Source organism: Algoriphagus oliviformis, from assembly GCF_017254915.1.
In the GTDB taxonomy this organism is placed as follows: Bacteria; Bacteroidota; Bacteroidia; order Cytophagales; family Cyclobacteriaceae; genus Algoriphagus; species Algoriphagus oliviformis.
Window position 1 is genome coordinate 164,601 of the sequence record NZ_JAFKCT010000007.1, and the last position, 17,558, is coordinate 182,158.

The window sequence follows — 17,558 nt, forward strand, 5'->3', positions numbered from 1 at the left end:
CTGGAAGGCCCGGTTTTGTTTTTTTGTCCCATGCCCAAGCTTTTGATGGGGCTTTAATATTGATTTGATAAGCTCGCTTTTATGTATGTCCATGTGTCACTTTTTAATCTAGTCTGGTAAGGATTTGAAACGGATAAATTCTTCGAGGTTTTGAATTCCTTCGTATTTTGTCCTGACAAGTCTGACCCAAATAACCCCAAGCAGTATGCGCATCCTTTTCACCGGAGGCTCCGGCAAAGCCGGAAAGCACGTCGTTCCTTACCTTCTGGCTCAGGGCCATCGGGTGCTAAATGTGGACCTCACTCCTCTAAATCATCCTGGAGTCGACAACCTGACTGCCGATATCACAGATTCGGGCCAGATGTTCAATGCGATGAGCATGTATGCCGGATTTGATGAGATGGAGCCCGGGACCGGTGTTCCTAGATTTGACGCGGTCGTGCATTTTGCGGCTGTGCCGCGCATCTTGATCAAGCCCGACAATGAGACCTTCAGTGCTAATACGGTTGGGACCTACAATGTGATCGAGGCTGCCGTAAAGCTCGGGATCAAGAAGGTCATCATCGCCTCCTCGGAGACCACCTATGGCATCTGTTTTTCCGACGGGAAAACAGACCCCGACTACCTTCCCCTGGACGAGGACTATGATGTGAATCCCATGGATAGCTACGGGCTTTCCAAGGTGGTCAATGAACAAACGGCGAGGGCTTTCCAGCGGAGGACAGGGGTCGATATCTACGCCCTCAGAATCGGCAATGTGATCGAACCTCACGAATACGCTTCGCTATTTCCGCATTATTTCCGCCATCCTGAGGTGCGCCGTCGCAATGCCTTCTGCTACATCGACGCGAGGGATCTGGGGCAGATCGTGGACTTGTGCCTGAAAAAAGACGGTTTGGGCTTTCAGGTCTTCAATGCGGGAAACGACCATAACGGGGCGGTGATTCCCAGCAAGGAGCTGGCGGAAAGGTTCTTTCCCGGAGTGCCGATCAAGCGGGAGCTGGGAGAGCATGAGGCGCTGTTTTCCAACCGAAAAATCAAAGAAGTCTTGGGCTTTCGGGAGCAGCACAATTGGAGAAAATACCTGGACTGGGAATAGGCAGCAGTCCCGTAGGTGATTTTGGATAGATGATGCGGCGATGGATTTGTTTACTTCAGCTCGTGAGAGACGACTTTGGCTTTGGGTGCTGCTGACCGTGGCGGCGATCTATGCCACGCTGTTTATGGGCAGGCCTTTGGCAAACCAACTTCGTGACCAAAATCTCCAGGCGGTCATTTTTGTGCTCGGCATGCTGTTGGCCGGGACTGCCGTTCTGCTACACGGATGGAGGACAAAGCCCGGCAAGTTCGAAATGTCCGTGTTGCTGGGGATCGCCGCCGTATATGTCATGTTCTTTTTTAGGCTGGGAGCGCCGGAGCGGAGCCATCTGATCGAATACAGCGTGTTGGCGGTTTTTCTCCACCGGGCACTGCTGGAAAGATCGACCAACAAGAAACCCTCTCTCAGTCCCGCCTTGCTGGCCATAGGTCTTGGAGTCCTGATCGGACTGCTGGACGAGGTCCTGCAGTTCTTTTTGCCCAACCGGACTTTCGACCCCGAGGACATGTTTTTCAACGGGTTTGCGGTCATCATGGCCATCGCCGCAAGCAGCCTGCTCAACTAGATCAGGAGTAGGTACGCCGCCCGATAGCAAGGATGCTATTTGGGCCACACCCGCAGCTCCAGGTTTTTTTCTTTTTTCAGGGTAAAAGGCCCCGCGCTGGGACTTTTGGAATTCCGGGTGTTTTTGAAGTAGTCCAGACCGAGCTCTAGCGCTGAGCCATCCGGATTTTCAAAGCGCGCTTTTGAGACCATGCTTTCTCCCAGGGTGGAGGTGCCGATGGGAAAGGTTTTGGCCTTGTTCACGGATTGGCTGTCCAGCTTCATGCACAGCCACCAGCCGTCGGGACGCTTTTCCAGACTCAGCCGAGATTGCCCATCCTCCAATACCAGGGCGTCTCGCTCGTAGCGGCTGGGGATGGCACCACCCAGATAGACATTGCCGGCGGCCTGTAGGTTTTCCGCCTCTTCCTCGAACACGACCAGCCCTTTGCTGCCCACAAGCAGGTTGTTGTAAAAGCGCTCGTCGTCCCCGATCACCTTGGAGAGGGCGATGATTTCCGTGCTGTGGGGTCGGTGGTAGGGAGTTTCTCGGACCCTTTCGGCACGTCGTCTGATCTCTCCGGCAAAGAGGTTGTGGACATAGGCGCCGCCTCCGCTGGACTCCCGCAGGGCAAGTTCCGACAGGAAGAGGTTGTGATCCACCACGAAGGGGCCGTGGTTTACTTCCACAAAAAGGTCGAAACTATTGTCATGCATCAGGTTGCCGCTGACGTGGGTTCCCTGGCTCATCCAGTCCAGCCATATCCCGTAGGCACCGGTGCGGTAGATATGGTTGTGGCTGATTTCCGTATCGATGGGGCCATGCAGCTTGATAGCGGCCATTTCCAGTCCACCAAAGGGCCAATCCAGGTAGATGTCGTGGATTTCGTTTTCGGTGATTTGGGAGAATGCTCCCCCCATGCTTCCCACGATAGCGGCCTGTCCGCAGTGTAGGATGTGGTTTTTTCGGATACGGTGGCCGCCGATGTTTTCGCGGGACCAGCCTTGCTGTAGCGCCCGGTCGATGGTTTGGGTGTAGCCATAGGCGGTGGCGGCCCGATTATCCCATTCGTCCCCGTGTTTGCCGAGGGTGAGCCCCACGGCCGAGGCGTATTGGATGGTGTTGTCCTCGACGATCCAGCCTTTTGACCAGTGGGTGCCGATCAGTCCGATTTGCTCGGCGGTAGGCGGAGACCAGGGGCTAGCCGCCTGCTCTAGTGTGAACCCCCTGACGGTGATGTAGTCGATGCCAGGCTTTTCGGGATAAAAGACCGACTGCCGCGCATTGACTTCGACCAGTTCCTCGTTGGGATTACGGTCTCCAAACTGCGCCCAAATCCGAGTTTCCTTGCCGTCGACGATGGCAAACCAAGCCGGTTTTTCTTCACCGGATGTAAAAACATCCGCTTTCGTTTCTGCTTCCCTCAGCCAGTGTCCATTGAGATACACCGCCCCGGTGTGGTGCAGCCTGCCTTGGTTGTAAAACCAGTCTCCCCATAATACGTCATCGAAGGGGTTGAAGTCTCCAAAGAACGTGTTGGGAAGGACGACGGTCCACACCCCATCTTCCGCTTTTTCCCAACCGGAGACCAGCTCCGAGCCCTTGATGCTTACCTTTTCTCCCGCTGCCGCCCGATAGATGATTCGGGAGCTTTCGGAAGTGCCACCCCGAGGCGGGTTGATTCGCTCTCGGTAGATGCCCTCATGGACGACGATTTCGTCCCCCGGCTGGGCTAGTGCTGCGGCAGCCTGGATGGTCAATAGGGGGAATTCCCTCGTTCCCGGCTGGTTGTCCTTGCCGGTCTTGGCGACGTGGAGTTCTGTTGCAGAAAGCGCTCCCGTAAGGAAGGCCGCTGAAAGGAAAAACATGATCTGGAGGATTCTCAGGTCAAACGAGGATAACCGGTAGACGGGTGGAAAGTGCACGGATTTCAAAAGGGAGGAGGTTTTGGACAAGTTTGGATGAAAGTAAATTAGTTAGGGCAAATGTCCAAATATCTGGATTTTTTTGTGAAATTGCCTTCGCCGTCCCCTTGGGTTTTCTGTGCAAGATGGGCCTCGGCTCCGGCTGTGTTCTTGCCGTCAACGAAAAATTCATCCTAAATGAAACCTGTCCAACTCTTCCTTAGCCTCTTGTTTTCCACAGTCTTTACCGTCGCGGTCGTCCATGGGCTTTTTGCCCAGCAGAAGGGAAGCAAGCCCAACATCGTGGTGATTTTGGCTGACGACTTTGGGGTAGGGGACATCCAGGCACTTTATCCCCAAAACAAAATTCCTACGCCCCATTTGGACCGATTGGTGCGGGAGGGGATGAGCTTCGGGGATGCCCACAGCAGCTCTGCGGTGTGTACCCCCACCCGCTACAGCTTTCTCACCGGGCGGTACAATTGGCGGACTCCGCTCCAGGAGTGGGTCTTGGCCAGCTATGAGCCTCCATTGATTCGGGAGGAGCGGACTACCCTGCCCGAAATGCTGCGGCAAAACGGCTATGCTACCGCCTGTATCGGCAAGTGGCACCTGGGCTGGAACTGGCCCGGGAAGCAGGCCAGCCGCATGATGGCTGAGGGGAATGCTTTGAGGAAATTTCAATGGGACTACACCCAGCCGATAGCGGGAGGGCCGATTGCCCACGGATTTGACTATTATTTTGGTACCGACGTCCCCAATTTTCCCCCGTTTACCTTTATCGAAAACGACCGGGTCTACATCCAGCCCTCGGCTCGGTACAAAAAGACAGCGTATGAGGGGATGTTTTTGCCGCCGATCTTTGATGACATGCCTATGGCGCCGGATTGGAAGTTTGACGAGATCCTGCCGGAGCTCACCCGTCGGGCGGTGGACTATCTCCATGAGCGGAGCAAAGAGGAGCAGCCCTTTTTCCTGTACTTTTCCATGACTTCCCCCCACGAGCCGGTGGCACCTTCTGAGAGGTTTAGGGGGAAAAGTGGCATCGCGCCGATCGCCGACTTTGTGATGGAGACCGACTGGTCGGTGGGACAGGTGCTGAAGGCCATAGAGGAGGCGGGCCTGTCGGACAATACCCTGGTGCTGTTCACGGCGGACAACGGGCACAATTACTACGCGGATCTGGACAAACTGCTGAAGGCCGGGCACCTCCCCAGCGGTCCTTACCGGGGCTTCAAGGGCGATATTTGGGAAGGGGGGCATCGGGTTCCCTTCATCGTCAAGTGGAAAGACCAAGTGCAGGCTGGCACGACCAGCGATCAACTCCTGTGCCTGACCGATGTGTATGCTACCGTCCAGGAGTTGGTCGGCGGCGGCTCACCGAGGCCAGACGAAGCGGAGGACAGCTTTAGTTTTTTGCCGGTCATGTTGGGTGAACAAACCACATCCGGGCGGACTGCGCTCGTCAGCCATTCCAATCATGGAGAGTTCTCGTTTCGGGATGGTAGCGGCTGGAAAATCGTCTACCTCCTGCCGGAGAAGAATGTGGGCCTCTCTCGGGGGAAGCCTGCCAAAGTGGAACTCTACAACCTCAGCGAGGATCCTGAGGAGCGAAATGACCTGCTGGAGCGCCATCCGGATATTGCCGCACAGCTGGAGCGGGAGCTTCGCGCCGTGGTCGAGCGGGGTACGAGCCGAAAAGGGAAAAAGCAGGCCAACGACGTCGAAGTCCGGTTTGATGTCATCCAAAAAGCCCGCTGGGCCTTGCCTTGATCTCGTGTTTGAAATGTTGAGCCCCAAAAAAGCCGAGTATTTCTCGGCCTTGGGGCTTTGCCTCATTTCAGGCTTTTTTGTTTGTCGGCATAGCCAAAGACTTTTTGGAGCAGGGGGCTGGTACGGGCGGCGACCTGTTCCCTGATTTTGAGCTCTTCCTTGGCTATCTCTATGAAAAGGCCATCGATCGCTTTCTGGGTGACATAGGCAGTCAGGTCGGTGTTCACCGGCTTGACCAGCGGGATCTTGTTGTACTGGCCCATCACGTCGCCCCAGTATTTGGTGGCGTTGACTTTTTGCAGGCTGGAGCCGATGATGGGGGAAAACTTGGCGGAAAGGGAATCCGTCGTGGTCCGCTGAAAGTACTGCGTGGCGGCATTGGACTCGCCTAGCAGGATGTTTTGCACGTCCTGAAAGGTCATCTGCTTGATCGCAGCGGTGAAGATCGGTTTTGCTTCGTTGGCGGCATCCTCAGCGGCCCGGTTGAGGCTGGTGATGGCTTGGTCACAGAGCGAGCCGAGCCCGATACTTCGCAGGGTCTTTTCCACCTGCTTGGCTTCTTCGGGGAAAAGGATTTTGACATCGAGGTTTTTGAGGTAGCCGTCGGCGAGGGAAAGCCGGTCCGTACTGATTCCGGTTCCTTTTTCCAAAGCCTCCTTCAGCCCCAAGCTGATCTCTGAGCTGCTGGGAGTGCCCGTGATGCCTCCGGCTTTTTCCAGAAGTTTGGAGATCTGGGCGGTGGACTCGCAGGAGAAGAGGAAAATCGTGAGCAGAAAGGACAGGGAGAAAATCCCCTGCTTTAGTTTGGCTTGGTAGTTCATGGGATCAAATTTCCCTTTCTACCTAGAAAAATTAAGCCAACTTGACTAGATCCGTAAAATTCCCTGAAAAATACCGAGGTTTCTGACTTGTTCGATTCTTCAGATCTGATTATCCGCTTTTATGTCAGTAGGCTGCCGTGACAATCCGAAAGAACGCCAAAATTGGGGCTTTGCCCTACTTCGGTCATCGCCTGCCCGCCGTGGCGGGGTCTTCCAGCCCGATTGAAGAAGCAAATTCGCTTACTGGCAAGATTGCGGATAAACATGTCTTCAGATTATTTGTGTATATTTTGAAAAATGACTAAAAAATAGCTGTTTATATTTTGGTTAGTAAAAAGAATTGGTTTTAATATTGAATTTTTAGCAAATATGAATCTCAGGATCAACTCAGAATACGGAACGCTCAAGGCGGTGCTGATGCACCGGCCGGGAAAGGAGATCGACCGCCTGACACCCTACAACAAGGAGTTTCTCCTGTTTGAGGATGTGCCCTATCTGGAAGCGCTGCAGCGGGAACACGACGCCTTTTCCACCCTGATCAAAGACTCCACCGGGGCGCGGGTGTACCAGCTGCGGGAGCTGCTGACGCGGGTGCTGTACGACGGCGAGATCCTCCTCAGGCTGATCCGCGATTCCCTCAAGCGCTCCGGCCTTTCCCACATTGCCGAGGAGATTGTGGAGCGCTATTCCACTGCGGAGTGCGCCGGGATCCTCACCGCGGGGCTGAAAATCCACGAGCTGAAGCAGAAGCTACCCAAGCTCAATGCAGGCGAACTCTATGACTTTGCCTTTGCGATCCCGCCCTGTCCCAACCTGTATTTCCAGCGCGACCCAATGGCTTTGACCCCCGGCGGCATTATTTTTTCCTCCATGAAGATGGAAGGCAGGCAGCGGGAAGCAGACCTGCTACGGACCATCTTCGAAAACCACCCGGACTTCAAAGACCATGTGAAGACGCTCTACCCCATAGACGGACACGACTCGCCGCCCAGCATCGAGGGGGGCGATGTGATCATCCTTTCGCACGAGGCTGTGGTGCTGGGCAATTCGGAGCGGACGGACGAAAAAGCGATCTACCACGCCGCCAAGGCGCTTTTGGCAGAAGGCTCAGTCAAGCGGGTGTACGAAGTGCACCTTCCCAAAAAACGCCAGTTCATGCACTTGGACACGGTGTTTACCATCTTGGATGAAAACCTCGTGCTGACCTATCCCGACGCGATCAACTCCGTCTTGCAGACTTCCCTATACACTCTCAAGGACTCCAACGGAGACCGGGTCAATATCAAGCGGGATGTGCTGAAGGAATCGCTTTTGACAGTTTTGTCAAGGGAAATTCCCCATCTGGAGATCCTGGGGACAGGTGATGGCAACCCGGACTATGCGATGCGGGAGCAGTGGTTTGACGGGGCAAACGTCTTTGCCATCGGCCCACGTCGGGTCATCTCCTACAACCGAAACATCCACACCAACCGAGCACTACGCAACATGGGAGTGGAGGTATTGGAGATTCCCAGTTCGGAGCTGTCGAGAGGGCTGGGTGGTCCGAGATGTATGACCATGCCACTGAGCCGGGCAAGGATCTAGGGAGGGGTTTCTTGCTAGAAATCGTAGAAGGATCTTCTTCTGGAGACTTTCAAATCTTGCAGGATGGAGGACTTCACCCGGATGTCGATGCTGTAGGAGGTGAATTTGCCAAAGGGCATCCAGGACACGTTCATCTGCCAGCAGTGCAGGTCTCTGGCAATGCCGATCATCGTCTGGGTGACGGCCGCGGCCTGGAAGTCAAAGCCCGTATTGAAGTTGATCTTCCACTTTTCCGACAGGGAGAGGTCCCCGCTCAGGTTCATGGTTTGGGTGATGAGTTCCTGATTGCTGATCTGCTTGGTATAGGCGAGGTTGTAGCCTATGGACAGGTTCCAGGGAATGTCCCAGTCGATGTATTGGCTGGGGTCGGAGACGATCCGGTTGATTTCGTTTTGTGCAAACTCGTCCATCACGCCGCCGCGCTGGATAAAGTCCTGGGTGATTTCATCCCTGACCTCTCCGGGGGACTGTCCACTGCGGGGATTGATGGACATGTTCATGTTCATAGACGCCGAGCGGATCTTGCCTATGCCCTGACCGGCCTTCCACGCGAACTGGTTTACCCTACGAAACGTGCTGGTGCCACTTTCCAAACCGACCTCTTGGACAGCGTAGGGATCGATGCTGCTGGTGACGTTGACCGAGAGCTTGCGGTCAAAAAAGCTTGTCCTCGCCGACAGCTGGATTGCGGACAGATTGAAGGAGTCGGCGGCAAAGTTGTAGCCCGTGTTGATGTTGAAGGACTCCAGCAGCGGGATTTTCTTGGTTGCGTTTTCGGAGGTGCTGTCTTTGGAGTTGAGGATTTTCGCTTCCACCACATTCCGTATGCCTATGTTTAGGGCCCTCGATTCTCCCAAAGGAGCGCCACCATACACAAAGCCCAGATGTCTGGAATATAGCTGGGAGTCGCCTTCCTCATTGATCTGCACCCGCTGGTAGTACCCAAAGGAAGGGTCAGAAAAGTCCGGCGTATAGCTAAAACCGAATGTCGGCGCGATGTGATGGCGGATGGTTTGGATCTTGCTTCCGGGCTTGAAGTTGTAATAGCCGTAGAAGTTGGTGTTCATCGCAAAAGAGCTGTTGTAATAGCCTACGCGGTTGAATCCGTCCTCGACGATGCGGTCCACGCGCTCTTCGGTGGGGTTGTAGTAGTAGTTGATTCGTTGGAGGTACCAGAGCTCATTGTAGTTGACCGACGCCGTTCCTGTGAAGTAGTTGAACAGGGTGAAGTTGGAAGAGAGCGGAATCGTGTGCCTGGCTCCATTGTTTGCGTTTTTCAACAGCAGCCCCATGTTGTCCAAGGTGAAGTCAATAATTTCTGGTCCGTTGCCAAGCTCTGGATTGTTCACGCCAAACTGCTGCTGAACCCGGTTGGAGATCGTGTTTTGCATGTTGAAGTTCCAAGCCACGTTGAGGGTCTTCAGCGGTTCGAAATCCGAGTTTTTAAAAGGGCTTTGCCGGTTCATGTTGACCGCGACGGTAGGCAAGTCCAGCCGTACCTCTCCGGTCTGCACACTTTGCGAGTGGCGGAAGTTGGCCGACATGGAGAAAGGCGTGCCGGAGAAGGTCTTCGAATAAGAAATGTTTGAGTTGAGGTCTGCGGTGACGTTGTTGGTGAAGTTGGTCTGGCTGGCTACGTTGTTGAAGTAGCTGGTCGAGCCGGCATTGACCGAGGCGGAAAAACGGCTGGTGCCCCGGCTCACCGGAGTGTGGTTCCACTGCACCCGGAAGGTGTTGTAGTCCACAGGATTGAGTTCAGTCTCTGGGCTTTTAAACTTTTGGAAGTCGATATTGAAGCCTCCATTGAAGCGATAGCGCTTCGTGTAGATCGCCTGGGATTTGAGGCCCCAGCCCCCTTTGGAGTAGATGTCGCCGGTGATCCGGGCGTGGATGTAGTCATTGATGGCAAAGTAGTAGCCCAGGTCTTGCAGGAATATCCCGCGAGTTTGCTCCTTGCCATAGCGGGGGAAGATCACGCCCGAAGCCTTCTCCTCCGGGGTGTCGGGGATCAATCCGAAAGGAAGCCCCAGCGGAGTAGGAATGCCGTTGAAATATAAGTTGAATGGGCCAGAGACCACCTGTTTTCCCTGGATCGCCTTGATCTTGTTGGACGAGATGTGCCAGTGGGGAGTCGTGAGCTTGCAGGTGGTGTAGTAGCCGTGGTCGAGGTAGATGCTGCCGTCCTCGGTTTTTTTGATGGTCTCCCCGCGTAAGACCCCGTCTTGCTGCTCGGTGACTACGTCTTTGATGATGGCTTTTTGGGTCTTGAAGTTGTACCGCATCTCCTTGCGGATCTCGTAGGAGGTGCCGCGGTCGGTGAAAAAGGGGTTGCCGGAGATGGCGCCAAGGCTGTCCGTGACCCCGGTGGCGTAGAGCTCGGAATTTTTCCAGTCGATCACGATCCGGTCGGCTTCGAGCTTCATCTCCCCGTATTCAAACCAGGCCTTATTATAGAGGTAAACCTTGTTTTCCGTGAAATCGGTGATGATGCTGTCTTCGGCGAAATAGAGAATATCTGTTTGGATATCGCTGCTGGGCATAATTTTTGCCGAATCCAGCCTGACCAAAGTGTCTTGCTCCGTAAAAAGACTGTCGGAGATCGGAATAGTGCGGGCTGGTGGAGTCAGGGTGTCCGGGGCGATCAGGACTCTTTCCCGCTGAGGCTGAGTAGGTCGCTGTGCCAGCGCCAGTTGTGGGAAAATCCAAAGCCCTGAAATAATCAAAAAAAGGATTCTGAAACCCGACACTGCTGCTTGCGCTTTGTTTAATTTGGTTGAAATTTTGCGTAAAGTTAATTCGATTGCCCTCATGGAACGGTTCAATAACAAAAAAATTCTCTTAAGTTTTCTTATTGCAATTCCCTTTTTCTTCGGTGGATTTATCCCCAATGAAACGATGATGCCGGCTTTTCGGATGAAAAAAATCGTACTCGATGCGGGGCATGGAGGAAAAGATCCGGGAAACCTTGGCTCCAAATCCAAGGAAAAAGACATCAACCTGGCGGTGACCCTCCTGGTCGGCAAGTATATCAAGGAAAACATGCCGGATGTGGAAGTCATCTACACCCGGGATGACGACAGCTTCCCCGAACTGAAGAAGCGCCCACAGATCGCCAACAACAACAAGGCGGACCTTTTTGTCTCCATCCATTCCAACTCGGCACCCAACAGGTCCGCCTATGGCACGGAGACCTTTGTGATGGGTACCAAGCATTTCGAAGCCAATTTTGACATCGTGAAAAACGAAAACTCCGTGATCCTCTTGGAGGACAACCACGAGGAAGAGTACGAGGGGTTTGACCCCACCTCTCCGGAGTCCTACATGATGTTTAACCTGATGCAAAAGGCCTACATCGGCAACAGCCTTACGCTTGCAGACCACATCGAGACGCAATTTCGCGAACGGGTAGGCCGCAAAAGCCGTGGGGTAAAGCAGGGTCCTTTCTACGTGCTCTGGACCCCGTCCATGCCGAGTGTGCTCGTCGAGCTGGGCTTCCTTTCCAACTCGGAGGAGGAGAAATTTCTCATGAGCCAAGCCGGAAAAGAATACATGGCCTCGGCCATCTACCGATCCATCAAGGCCTACAAAGAGCAGATCGAGATCAATTGAGCGGCAAAATAGCGCCAAAGCATTTGGGCCCTTTTCTTCGCGGAAAAGGGCTTTTCTGTATCTTAGGGATGCGTCTTTTCGTGAAGGAACAGACCGAAGTGTGCGTTTTTCACCAGATCAATCCCAATCAATGCAGCATATAAACCCAAACTGGGAGCAGCTCCTCGCGAAGCTCCACACCAAGCTCGAAGAAGTAAAACAAGGCGGAGGAGAATCAAGAATCGCCAAGGAACACAAAAAGGGCAAGCTCACCGCCCGGGAGCGGATCGCCTATCTCATCGACAAGAATTCAGACTTTCTTGAAGTCGGCGCATTTGCCGCCGATGGCATGTACGAAGAGGAGGGGGGATGCCCCTCGGCTGGTGTCGTGGCTGGCATAGGCCATGTGAGCGGTAGGATGTGCGTGGTCGTGGCCAATGACGCCACGGTGAAGGCCGGAGCTTGGTTTCCCATGACCGCCAAAAAGAGCCTCCGCGCCCAGGAGATTGCCATGGAAAACCATCTTCCCATCATCTACCTCGTGGACAGTGCGGGGGTTTTTCTGCCCATGCAGGACGAGATTTTTCCGGATCGGGAGCATTTCGGCCGCCAGTTTCGAAACAATTCCAAAATGTCGGCCATGGGCATCGTGCAGGTAGCCGCCATCATGGGAAGCTGTGTGGCGGGAGGGGCTTATCTGCCCATCATGTCGGACGAGGCGCTGATTGTGGATAAGACCGGTAGCATTTTCCTCGCCGGTTCCTATCTCGTAAAGGCGGCTATAGGCGAAAGTGTGGACAACGAAACCCTGGGCGGGGCCACCACCCATTGCGAGATCTCGGGCGTCACGGACAACAAATACGACTCGGATCAGGACTGTCTGGACGCGATACGGAGGATTTTTGCGACGCTGGGCGAAAACGCAAAGGCGGGTTTTGACCGGATAGCCGCCAAGGAGCCTGGTGTTTCCGCCGATAAGCTGCTGGAGGTTTTTCCCCTGGAGCGGGTCAAGCCCTACGACATGCTGGAGGTCATCGCCGGACTGGTAGATGGCGGAGAGCTGGATGAGTATAAGAAGGACTATGGGAAAACCCTCATTTGCGGCACCGCACGCATCGAAGGCTGGGCCGTGGGAATCGTGGCCAACCAGCGCAAAGTCGTCAAGACCGCCAAAGGCGAAATGCAGATGGGCGGCGTGATCTATTCCGACTCGGCGGACAAGGCCGCCCGCTTCATCATGAACTGCAACCAGCGAAAAATCCCCCTGCTTTTCCTCCAGGATGTCAGTGGATTCATGGTCGGTTCCAAGGCCGAGCATGGCGGGATCATCAAGGACGGCGCGAAAATGGTCAACACCATGGCCAACTCGGTGGTGCCGAAATTTACAATCATCCTTGGCAACTCCTACGGGGCAGGCAACTACGCCATGTGCGGCAAAGCCTACGACCCGAGGTTGATTTTCTCCTGGCCTAGCGCCCAGATGGCGGTGATGTCTGGTGCCTCAGCCGCCAAAACCCTCCTGCAGATCAAGGTTGCCTCGCTCAAAAAGACCGGAAAAGAAATCTCCGAACAGGAAGAGAAAGAACTTTTCGAGGAAATCACCAACAAATATGAGGAGCAGCTCAGCCCGTACTACGCCGCCGCGAGGCTGTGGGTGGACGGGGTGATCGATCCACGGGAGACGCGCAGGGCGATCAGCATGGGGATCGAGGCGGCCAACCATGCCCCCATCACCGAACGGTTCAACGTCGGGGTGATCCAGACTTAAGAGACATGAGACGCTAGATTCAAGACACTAGATCCAAATGTGTTGCCGACCTTAGCGATTGGTCAGGCTTCGTGTTCTATTGACTGGCGATGGTATTTTAGTAACTTCAAATGCGAACAAAACGAGTATGAGTGAACTGACCCCTGCGCAGCTGGATGCATTGGTTTCCCTGTTGGACGATCCGGATGTCGAAGTGAAGAGCCATGTCCGTGACCGCATCATTTCTCTAGGCGCGGAGATCATTCCTTTTTTGGAGGAAAAGTGGGAAAGCAGCTTCAATCCCGAGGTGCAAAAGGAGATCGAAGAGCTCGTGCACGACCTGCAGTTTTCCCTGGTGAAAAGCCGGCTGGAGGAGTGGAAAAATACCGAGGACAGGGACTTGCTCACGGGACTTTGGATCGTCAACACCTATCAATATCCCGACCTAGACTTTGCGAAGCTCAATGCGGAGATGCACCAGATCTACTTTGAGGTATGGACTTCCTTCAAAAACGACCTGCAGCCCTACGATCAGATCCGCATCATCAACAACGTCCTGTTCAACACCCTGCGCTTTTCGGCCAACACCAAAAACTTCCATTCCCCAGGCAACAGCATGCTCTCCACTGTGCTGGACACCAAGCGGGGCAATCCCATCAGTCTCTGCGCGATTTACCTATTGGTGGCCAAGAAGCTCGGCCTGCCGATCTATGGGGTCAACCTTCCGAATCTCTTTGTCCTAACCTACAAGTCCGCCGACATCACGTTCTACATCAATGCCTTCAACAAGGGTTTGATTTTTAGTCGCCAGGATATTTTCAACTACTTGGAGCATCTGAAAATCGAGCCGAAGGACGCATTTTTTGAGCCTTGCGCCCACTTGGACATCATCCTGCGCTCGCTGAGAAATCTGGGCAATGCCTTCGAAAAGCTGGGGGAGGCCAACAAGGTGGCGGAGGTGCGGGAGATGATGGCTATCCTCGAAAATCAGTAGGTCCGGAGGTTGCAGCCCACGGCTCTCACTTGCTCGGGTGTGGTCACTTCCCCCCTGAGAATTTGGTTGATGGCGCGCTCGAGGTGCTTCTCGCTGACGGCGGTTTCGGCTTGGGCGTTGTTGTCTATGGCGCCGCGGTAGCGGATTTCCAGGCCGTTTTGTCCCTTGACGAGGACGATCACTTCCGGGATCTTGGTGATGCCGAATTTTTTGGCCCAGACCTGCTCCGCATCGATGAGGTAGGACATGTTTAGCCCGCTTTGGTCGATGTAGTTCCTCAGCGTGGCCTGGTCGGCTGCCGCGGTACCTACTTCCGGATTGACCAGCGCGAAGGTGATCCCCTGGTTTTGAAAGGTTGATTTCAGCGCCTTCAGCCGGTTTTCATACATTTTGGTAAAGGGGCAGTTGAGGCTGTGAAAGACCAGCACGATTCCTTTTCCGCTGACCAGTGTTCCGAGGTTTTTGTTGGAGCCGGTGACGGCATCCAGCGTGGAGAGCTCGCTGAGTGCTTGGGCGGAGACGCCGCCGACTAGGGAAAGAAACAAAAGGAATGCGGCTACTGTCTTTTTCATGGTTTACCAGATCGTGTAGGTCAAGATAACGTTTTCCAGTTGCCTCACCTCGACGGTGTAGTGGTGGTCGGCAAACTCCGTCCCGCGGATCCTGCCTTTGATGCGGGAGGCATTGCGGGCAAAGGGTTCCAAAAGGATGTTGTCACGGAAGGAAACCCCCTTTCTTCCCTGGCATTTGAAGATGGACTCTTTGGCCGACCAGGCCATGGTGTAGTGCAGGGGGTCCTTTTCAAGGAAATCCAGCTCGGAGCTGTCCAAAAAGCGGAAGCCTATCTTCAGGATCTTCTCACGGACCAGGTCGATGTCTATGCCCACGGGCTGTTCCCGGTGGAAAATCGCCCCCGCAAAACCCGGCGTGTGGGTCAGCGACACGTAGCCCTGGCCGTTCATGGCGTGGGACTTGCCATGTTCGTCTTTGAAAAAGCCGGGATAGGGGACTTGCAGCACTTCGAGGGCATCGTGGATGGCAATCCTCGCGGTCGCCCATTCCTTCTTTTTCTCGGGATGGGAAATATTGGCAAACGAAAGCTTTTCCCGAAAACTCAAGAAATCAAGTTCATGACTCTCCGCGTCTTCGATTATCTTCACCGCGAGGGCTGACGAAGAATCAATTTTTTCTATTTTTGTTTGCATAGGCCAAAAGGGCGCCGCTGAGTGATCGTCCAATATATGTCAAAAATCCAAGTAAATAAATTACACACGCTGACCGGCCACAATGACTGCATCTATGCACTGGCGGAGGGGAGTGATCCCCGTTTTTTTTATACAGGAGCGGGAGACGGCATGGTGGTGGAGTGGGATCTGGATGAGCCGGAAGACGGTCGGCTGATCGCTAGGCTGCCCCATTCGGTGTATGCGCTGGCAGTGGACAGGGAGCGAAACCAGCTCATTGTCGGGCATAATTTTGAGGGTATCCATGTCATCGACCTGGTCGAAAACAAAGAGATCTGGAGCCTGAAGCTGACCGACCAGGCAATCTTCGACATCCAGGTCTTCGGCAGCGATATCCTCATCGGAACGGGGGATGGTGTGCTGATCGTGGTGGACACCGTGGATCAGTTTGTCAAAAAACACGTCAAGCTCAGCTCCAAGAGTATCCGTGTGATGGCGATTGCCACGGAGCAAAAACACCTGGCTCTGGGCCTCAGCGACCACACCATCAAGATCCTCGACCTCAAGGATGACTTTCAGCCCATCGCAAGCCTCAGCGGCCATACCAATTCCGTCTTTGCCCTGGGCTATTCTCCCGACGAGACCTGCCTGGTGTCGGGCTCCCGGGATGCCCATCTCAAATTTTGGGATACGCGGGATTATACCCTCACAGAGGATGTGGTGGCCCACATGTATGCCATTAATTTTTTATCTTTCAAAGAAGACGGCAGCCTGCTGGCCACCTGCTCCATGGACAAGTCCATCAAGGTATGGGACGTCGCCGACCGTAAGCTGTTGAAGGTCATCGACAAGGCCAGAAATGCCGGGCACGGCACCTCCATCAACAAGGTACTTTGGAGCAGCTATTCCGGCGATGTCGTCTCGGTGTCCGATGACCGTACCATTTCTATCTGGCAAATTGAAGCAGAAACCCTATGAAGATATCCCCTACTGCCATCCGGCAAAAAGCATTTGAAACGGCCTTTAGAGGTTACGAAAAAAAGGAAGTGACCACCTTTCTGGAGGAAATGAGCGTGGCCATGGAGCAGATCAACCAGGAAAACCTCGATCTCCGCTCCAGGCTTCAGCAGGTGGAGGCCGAGGCCAAGCGTCTCAAGGACGTGGAGGACTCTCTTTTTCGTACTTTGAAAACCGCCGAGGATACCGGCGCCAATATCATCACCGAGGCGTCCGAGGCCGCCGACCAGATCATTTCCGAGGCCAACTCGATAGCTGAGCAGCTGACCAAAGAGTCCAGCCACTATGCCCAGCAGGTGCAAAAGCATGCCGAAGATCAAGCCCGGATCATCACCACCGCGGCGGAGGCCAAGGCAAAGTCCACGATCAAGGAGATCCGTGAAAGTATGCGGAGTCTGATCCGGAGCTACGAAGGTCTCCTGGAGCAGCGGGAAGCCTTGGTGAAAAGCCTGAAAAGACTGTCCCAAGATGCACTCAACCAGATCGAGCTTTCGGACGCGCATTTTTTCCGCATCGATGGCAAGGCCTATCAGCGTGCCGTGGAGGAGCTCAGCCACTCCAACCATTTTACCATAGCAAATATCGCTGCTCTGGCACCTCAGGCGGATCCCGCTCAGGAGGAGGATCCCGAGATGGCCAACGCAACCCTGGACGAAGAGACCCAGGAAACCCTGGAAGCGATGCAGCACGAGCTGGAGGAAAAAGGCGAACTCCCTGTAGAGATCGAAGAAGAGCCTGAGCAGGAAGCAGAGGAAGAGGTGAGGGAAGAAGAGCCGATCAAGGCCGAAATCACCGCAGAAGAACCGGAGGAAATCAAAGAGGAAGTGAAGATCGAGGAGGAAATTCCCGTCAAAAGGGAGGAAAAGAAGCAGGCCGAAGTTCCCAAGGCTGAGTCGCCCAAAGGGGGCTCTGGATCTTTCTTTGACCAGTTTGACTGATGGGGAAAGTAGCACTGGAGGGGATAGAATTTCACGCCTACCATGGCGCCTACCCGGAGGAGTCTATCTTGGGGAATCGCTTTACGCTGGACCTCGAGCTGGAGACTGATTTCAAAGAAGCCATGCTCCACGACAGCCTAAAGGATACCGTGGACTACGCACGGCTATACCAGCTGATCAAAGCCCGAATGGACGTGAAAGTGAAGCTGCTGGAGCACCTGGGCCATAGGATCATCGCGGATATCCTGGAGGCGTATCCCAAGGTGAAGTCCGTGCGGCTGACGCTGAAAAAACATCATCCTGCGCTGGGAGGAATCGTCCAATATTCCGCCGTGACCGTGTGCTACCCAGAGGACTTTGCCTGA

At 54.3% G+C, this 17,558-nt stretch carries 15 protein-coding genes; 10 read left to right on the plus strand and 5 right to left on the minus strand.

Annotation, left to right across the window (positions count from 1 at the left end; translation table 11 throughout):
• Nucleotides 1-205 precede the first annotated feature (205 nt).
• Together J0A68_RS16120 and J0A68_RS16125 are read left to right on the plus strand one after the other, a co-directional pair.
• Complete coding sequence (locus tag J0A68_RS16120) at nucleotides 206-1,099, plus strand: NAD-dependent epimerase/dehydratase family protein (RefSeq protein WP_206579262.1); 894 nt, start codon at nucleotides 206-208, stop codon at nucleotides 1,097-1,099.
• Nucleotides 1,100-1,139: 40 nt separating this feature from the next.
• Entirely contained in the window at nucleotides 1,140-1,664 is a 525-nt protein-coding gene (locus J0A68_RS16125; RefSeq protein WP_206579263.1) for a VanZ family protein, read from the plus strand.
• Nucleotides 1,665-1,699: 35 nt separating this feature from the next.
• On the opposite strand, the gene J0A68_RS16130 is transcribed toward J0A68_RS16125, so the two are convergent.
• A complete protein-coding gene (locus J0A68_RS16130; protein WP_206579264.1) occupies nucleotides 1,700-3,511 on the minus strand; it encodes a right-handed parallel beta-helix repeat-containing protein in 1,812 nt (603 codons plus the stop codon).
• A 234-nt stretch (nucleotides 3,512-3,745) separates the two neighbouring features.
• Here J0A68_RS16130 and J0A68_RS16135 point away from each other — a divergent pair, with 234 nt between their 5' ends.
• Complete coding sequence (locus J0A68_RS16135) at nucleotides 3,746-5,320, plus strand: sulfatase family protein (protein WP_206579265.1); 1,575 nt, start codon at nucleotides 3,746-3,748, stop codon at nucleotides 5,318-5,320.
• A 62-nt stretch (nucleotides 5,321-5,382) separates the two neighbouring features.
• Here the strand turns inward: J0A68_RS16135 and J0A68_RS16140 are convergent, their stop codons facing one another.
• Nucleotides 5,383-6,141, minus strand: coding sequence for a DUF4197 domain-containing protein (locus J0A68_RS16140; protein ID WP_206579266.1), 759 nt, complete (start codon nucleotides 6,139-6,141; stop codon nucleotides 5,383-5,385).
• 369 nt (nucleotides 6,142-6,510) lie between these two features.
• Here J0A68_RS16140 and J0A68_RS16145 point away from each other — a divergent pair, with 369 nt between their 5' ends.
• The gene (locus tag J0A68_RS16145) at nucleotides 6,511-7,725 is read left to right on the plus strand and encodes an arginine deiminase (RefSeq protein ID WP_206579267.1); all 1,215 of its coding nucleotides are present in this window, start codon (nucleotides 6,511-6,513) and stop codon (nucleotides 7,723-7,725) included.
• Nucleotides 7,726-7,739: 14 nt separating this feature from the next.
• Here J0A68_RS16145 and J0A68_RS16150 read toward each other — a convergent pair whose 3' ends face one another.
• Nucleotides 7,740-10,265: a putative LPS assembly protein LptD gene (locus J0A68_RS16150; RefSeq protein ID WP_236025625.1), complete on the minus strand. Its 2,526-nt coding sequence runs from the start codon at nucleotides 10,263-10,265 to the stop codon at nucleotides 7,740-7,742.
• Nucleotides 10,266-10,533: 268 nt separating this feature from the next.
• On the opposite strand from J0A68_RS16150, the gene J0A68_RS16155 reads away from it, so the two are divergent.
• The 3 genes from J0A68_RS16155 (at nucleotide 10,534) to J0A68_RS16165 (ending at nucleotide 14,054) form a co-directional block, all read left to right on the plus strand.
• Complete coding sequence (locus tag J0A68_RS16155; RefSeq protein WP_206579268.1) at nucleotides 10,534-11,334, plus strand: N-acetylmuramoyl-L-alanine amidase family protein; 801 nt, start codon at nucleotides 10,534-10,536, stop codon at nucleotides 11,332-11,334.
• 130 nt (nucleotides 11,335-11,464) lie between these two features.
• Entirely contained in the window at nucleotides 11,465-13,081 is a 1,617-nt protein-coding gene (locus tag J0A68_RS16160) for an acyl-CoA carboxylase subunit beta (protein WP_206579269.1), read from the plus strand.
• Between the two features lie 127 nt (nucleotides 13,082-13,208).
• Complete coding sequence (locus J0A68_RS16165) at nucleotides 13,209-14,054, plus strand: transglutaminase family protein (protein WP_206579270.1); 846 nt, start codon at nucleotides 13,209-13,211, stop codon at nucleotides 14,052-14,054.
• Here J0A68_RS16165 and J0A68_RS16170 read toward each other — a convergent pair.
• Both J0A68_RS16170 and J0A68_RS16175 read right to left on the minus strand, forming a co-directional pair.
• Nucleotides 14,048-14,626, minus strand: coding sequence for a redoxin domain-containing protein (locus J0A68_RS16170; protein WP_206579271.1), 579 nt, complete (start codon nucleotides 14,624-14,626; stop codon nucleotides 14,048-14,050). The two genes, J0A68_RS16165 and J0A68_RS16170, sit on opposite strands and share 7 nt — an antisense overlap.
• A gap of 3 nt (nucleotides 14,627-14,629) precedes the next feature.
• On the minus strand, nucleotides 14,630-15,259 hold the full coding sequence (locus tag J0A68_RS16175; protein ID WP_206579272.1) for a 4'-phosphopantetheinyl transferase family protein: 630 nt from the start codon (nucleotides 15,257-15,259) through the stop codon (nucleotides 14,630-14,632).
• 36 nt (nucleotides 15,260-15,295) lie between these two features.
• Here J0A68_RS16175 and J0A68_RS16180 point away from each other — a divergent pair, with 36 nt between their 5' ends.
• Genes J0A68_RS16180 through folB form a run of 3 tightly spaced genes read left to right on the plus strand, consistent with a single transcriptional unit; the run spans nucleotide 15,296 to nucleotide 17,558 of the window.
• Nucleotides 15,296-16,216: a WD40 repeat domain-containing protein gene (locus tag J0A68_RS16180; RefSeq protein WP_206579273.1), complete on the plus strand. Its 921-nt coding sequence runs from the start codon at nucleotides 15,296-15,298 to the stop codon at nucleotides 16,214-16,216.
• On the plus strand, nucleotides 16,213-17,193 hold the full coding sequence (locus J0A68_RS16185) for a DivIVA domain-containing protein (protein ID WP_206579274.1): 981 nt from the start codon (nucleotides 16,213-16,215) through the stop codon (nucleotides 17,191-17,193). The genes J0A68_RS16180 and J0A68_RS16185 overlap by 4 nt, the downstream gene beginning before the upstream one ends.
• Complete coding sequence (folB, locus tag J0A68_RS16190) at nucleotides 17,193-17,558, plus strand: dihydroneopterin aldolase (protein ID WP_206579275.1); 366 nt, start codon at nucleotides 17,193-17,195, stop codon at nucleotides 17,556-17,558. Before J0A68_RS16185 ends, folB begins: the two co-directional genes overlap by 1 nt.

Excerpts from the sequence above, each read along its gene's own strand:
- J0A68_RS16120 (WP_206579262.1), top strand. The coding sequence starts at position 206 with ATGCGCATCCTTTTCACCGGAGGCTCCGGCAAAGCCGGAAAGCACGTC.
- J0A68_RS16125 (WP_206579263.1), top strand. The coding sequence starts at position 1,140 with ATGGATTTGTTTACTTCAGCTCGTGAGAGACGACTTTGGCTTTGGGTG.
- J0A68_RS16130 (WP_206579264.1), bottom strand. The coding sequence starts at position 3,511 with ATGTTTTTCCTTTCAGCGGCCTTCCTTACGGGAGCGCTTTCTGCAACA.
- J0A68_RS16135 (WP_206579265.1), top strand. The coding sequence starts at position 3,746 with ATGAAACCTGTCCAACTCTTCCTTAGCCTCTTGTTTTCCACAGTCTTT.
- J0A68_RS16140 (WP_206579266.1), bottom strand. The coding sequence starts at position 6,141 with ATGAACTACCAAGCCAAACTAAAGCAGGGGATTTTCTCCCTGTCCTTT.
- J0A68_RS16145 (WP_206579267.1), top strand. The coding sequence starts at position 6,511 with ATGAATCTCAGGATCAACTCAGAATACGGAACGCTCAAGGCGGTGCTG.
- J0A68_RS16150 (WP_236025625.1), bottom strand. The coding sequence starts at position 10,265 with ATGCCCAGCAGCGATATCCAAACAGATATTCTCTATTTCGCCGAAGAC.
- J0A68_RS16155 (WP_206579268.1), top strand. The coding sequence starts at position 10,534 with ATGGAACGGTTCAATAACAAAAAAATTCTCTTAAGTTTTCTTATTGCA.
- J0A68_RS16160 (WP_206579269.1), top strand. The coding sequence starts at position 11,465 with ATGCAGCATATAAACCCAAACTGGGAGCAGCTCCTCGCGAAGCTCCAC.
- J0A68_RS16165 (WP_206579270.1), top strand. The coding sequence starts at position 13,209 with ATGAGTGAACTGACCCCTGCGCAGCTGGATGCATTGGTTTCCCTGTTG.
- J0A68_RS16170 (WP_206579271.1), bottom strand. The coding sequence starts at position 14,626 with ATGAAAAAGACAGTAGCCGCATTCCTTTTGTTTCTTTCCCTAGTCGGC.
- J0A68_RS16175 (WP_206579272.1), bottom strand. The coding sequence starts at position 15,259 with ATGCAAACAAAAATAGAAAAAATTGATTCTTCGTCAGCCCTCGCGGTG.
- J0A68_RS16180 (WP_206579273.1), top strand. The coding sequence starts at position 15,296 with ATGTCAAAAATCCAAGTAAATAAATTACACACGCTGACCGGCCACAAT.
- J0A68_RS16185 (WP_206579274.1), top strand. The coding sequence starts at position 16,213 with ATGAAGATATCCCCTACTGCCATCCGGCAAAAAGCATTTGAAACGGCC.
- folB (WP_206579275.1), top strand. The coding sequence starts at position 17,193 with ATGGGGAAAGTAGCACTGGAGGGGATAGAATTTCACGCCTACCATGGC.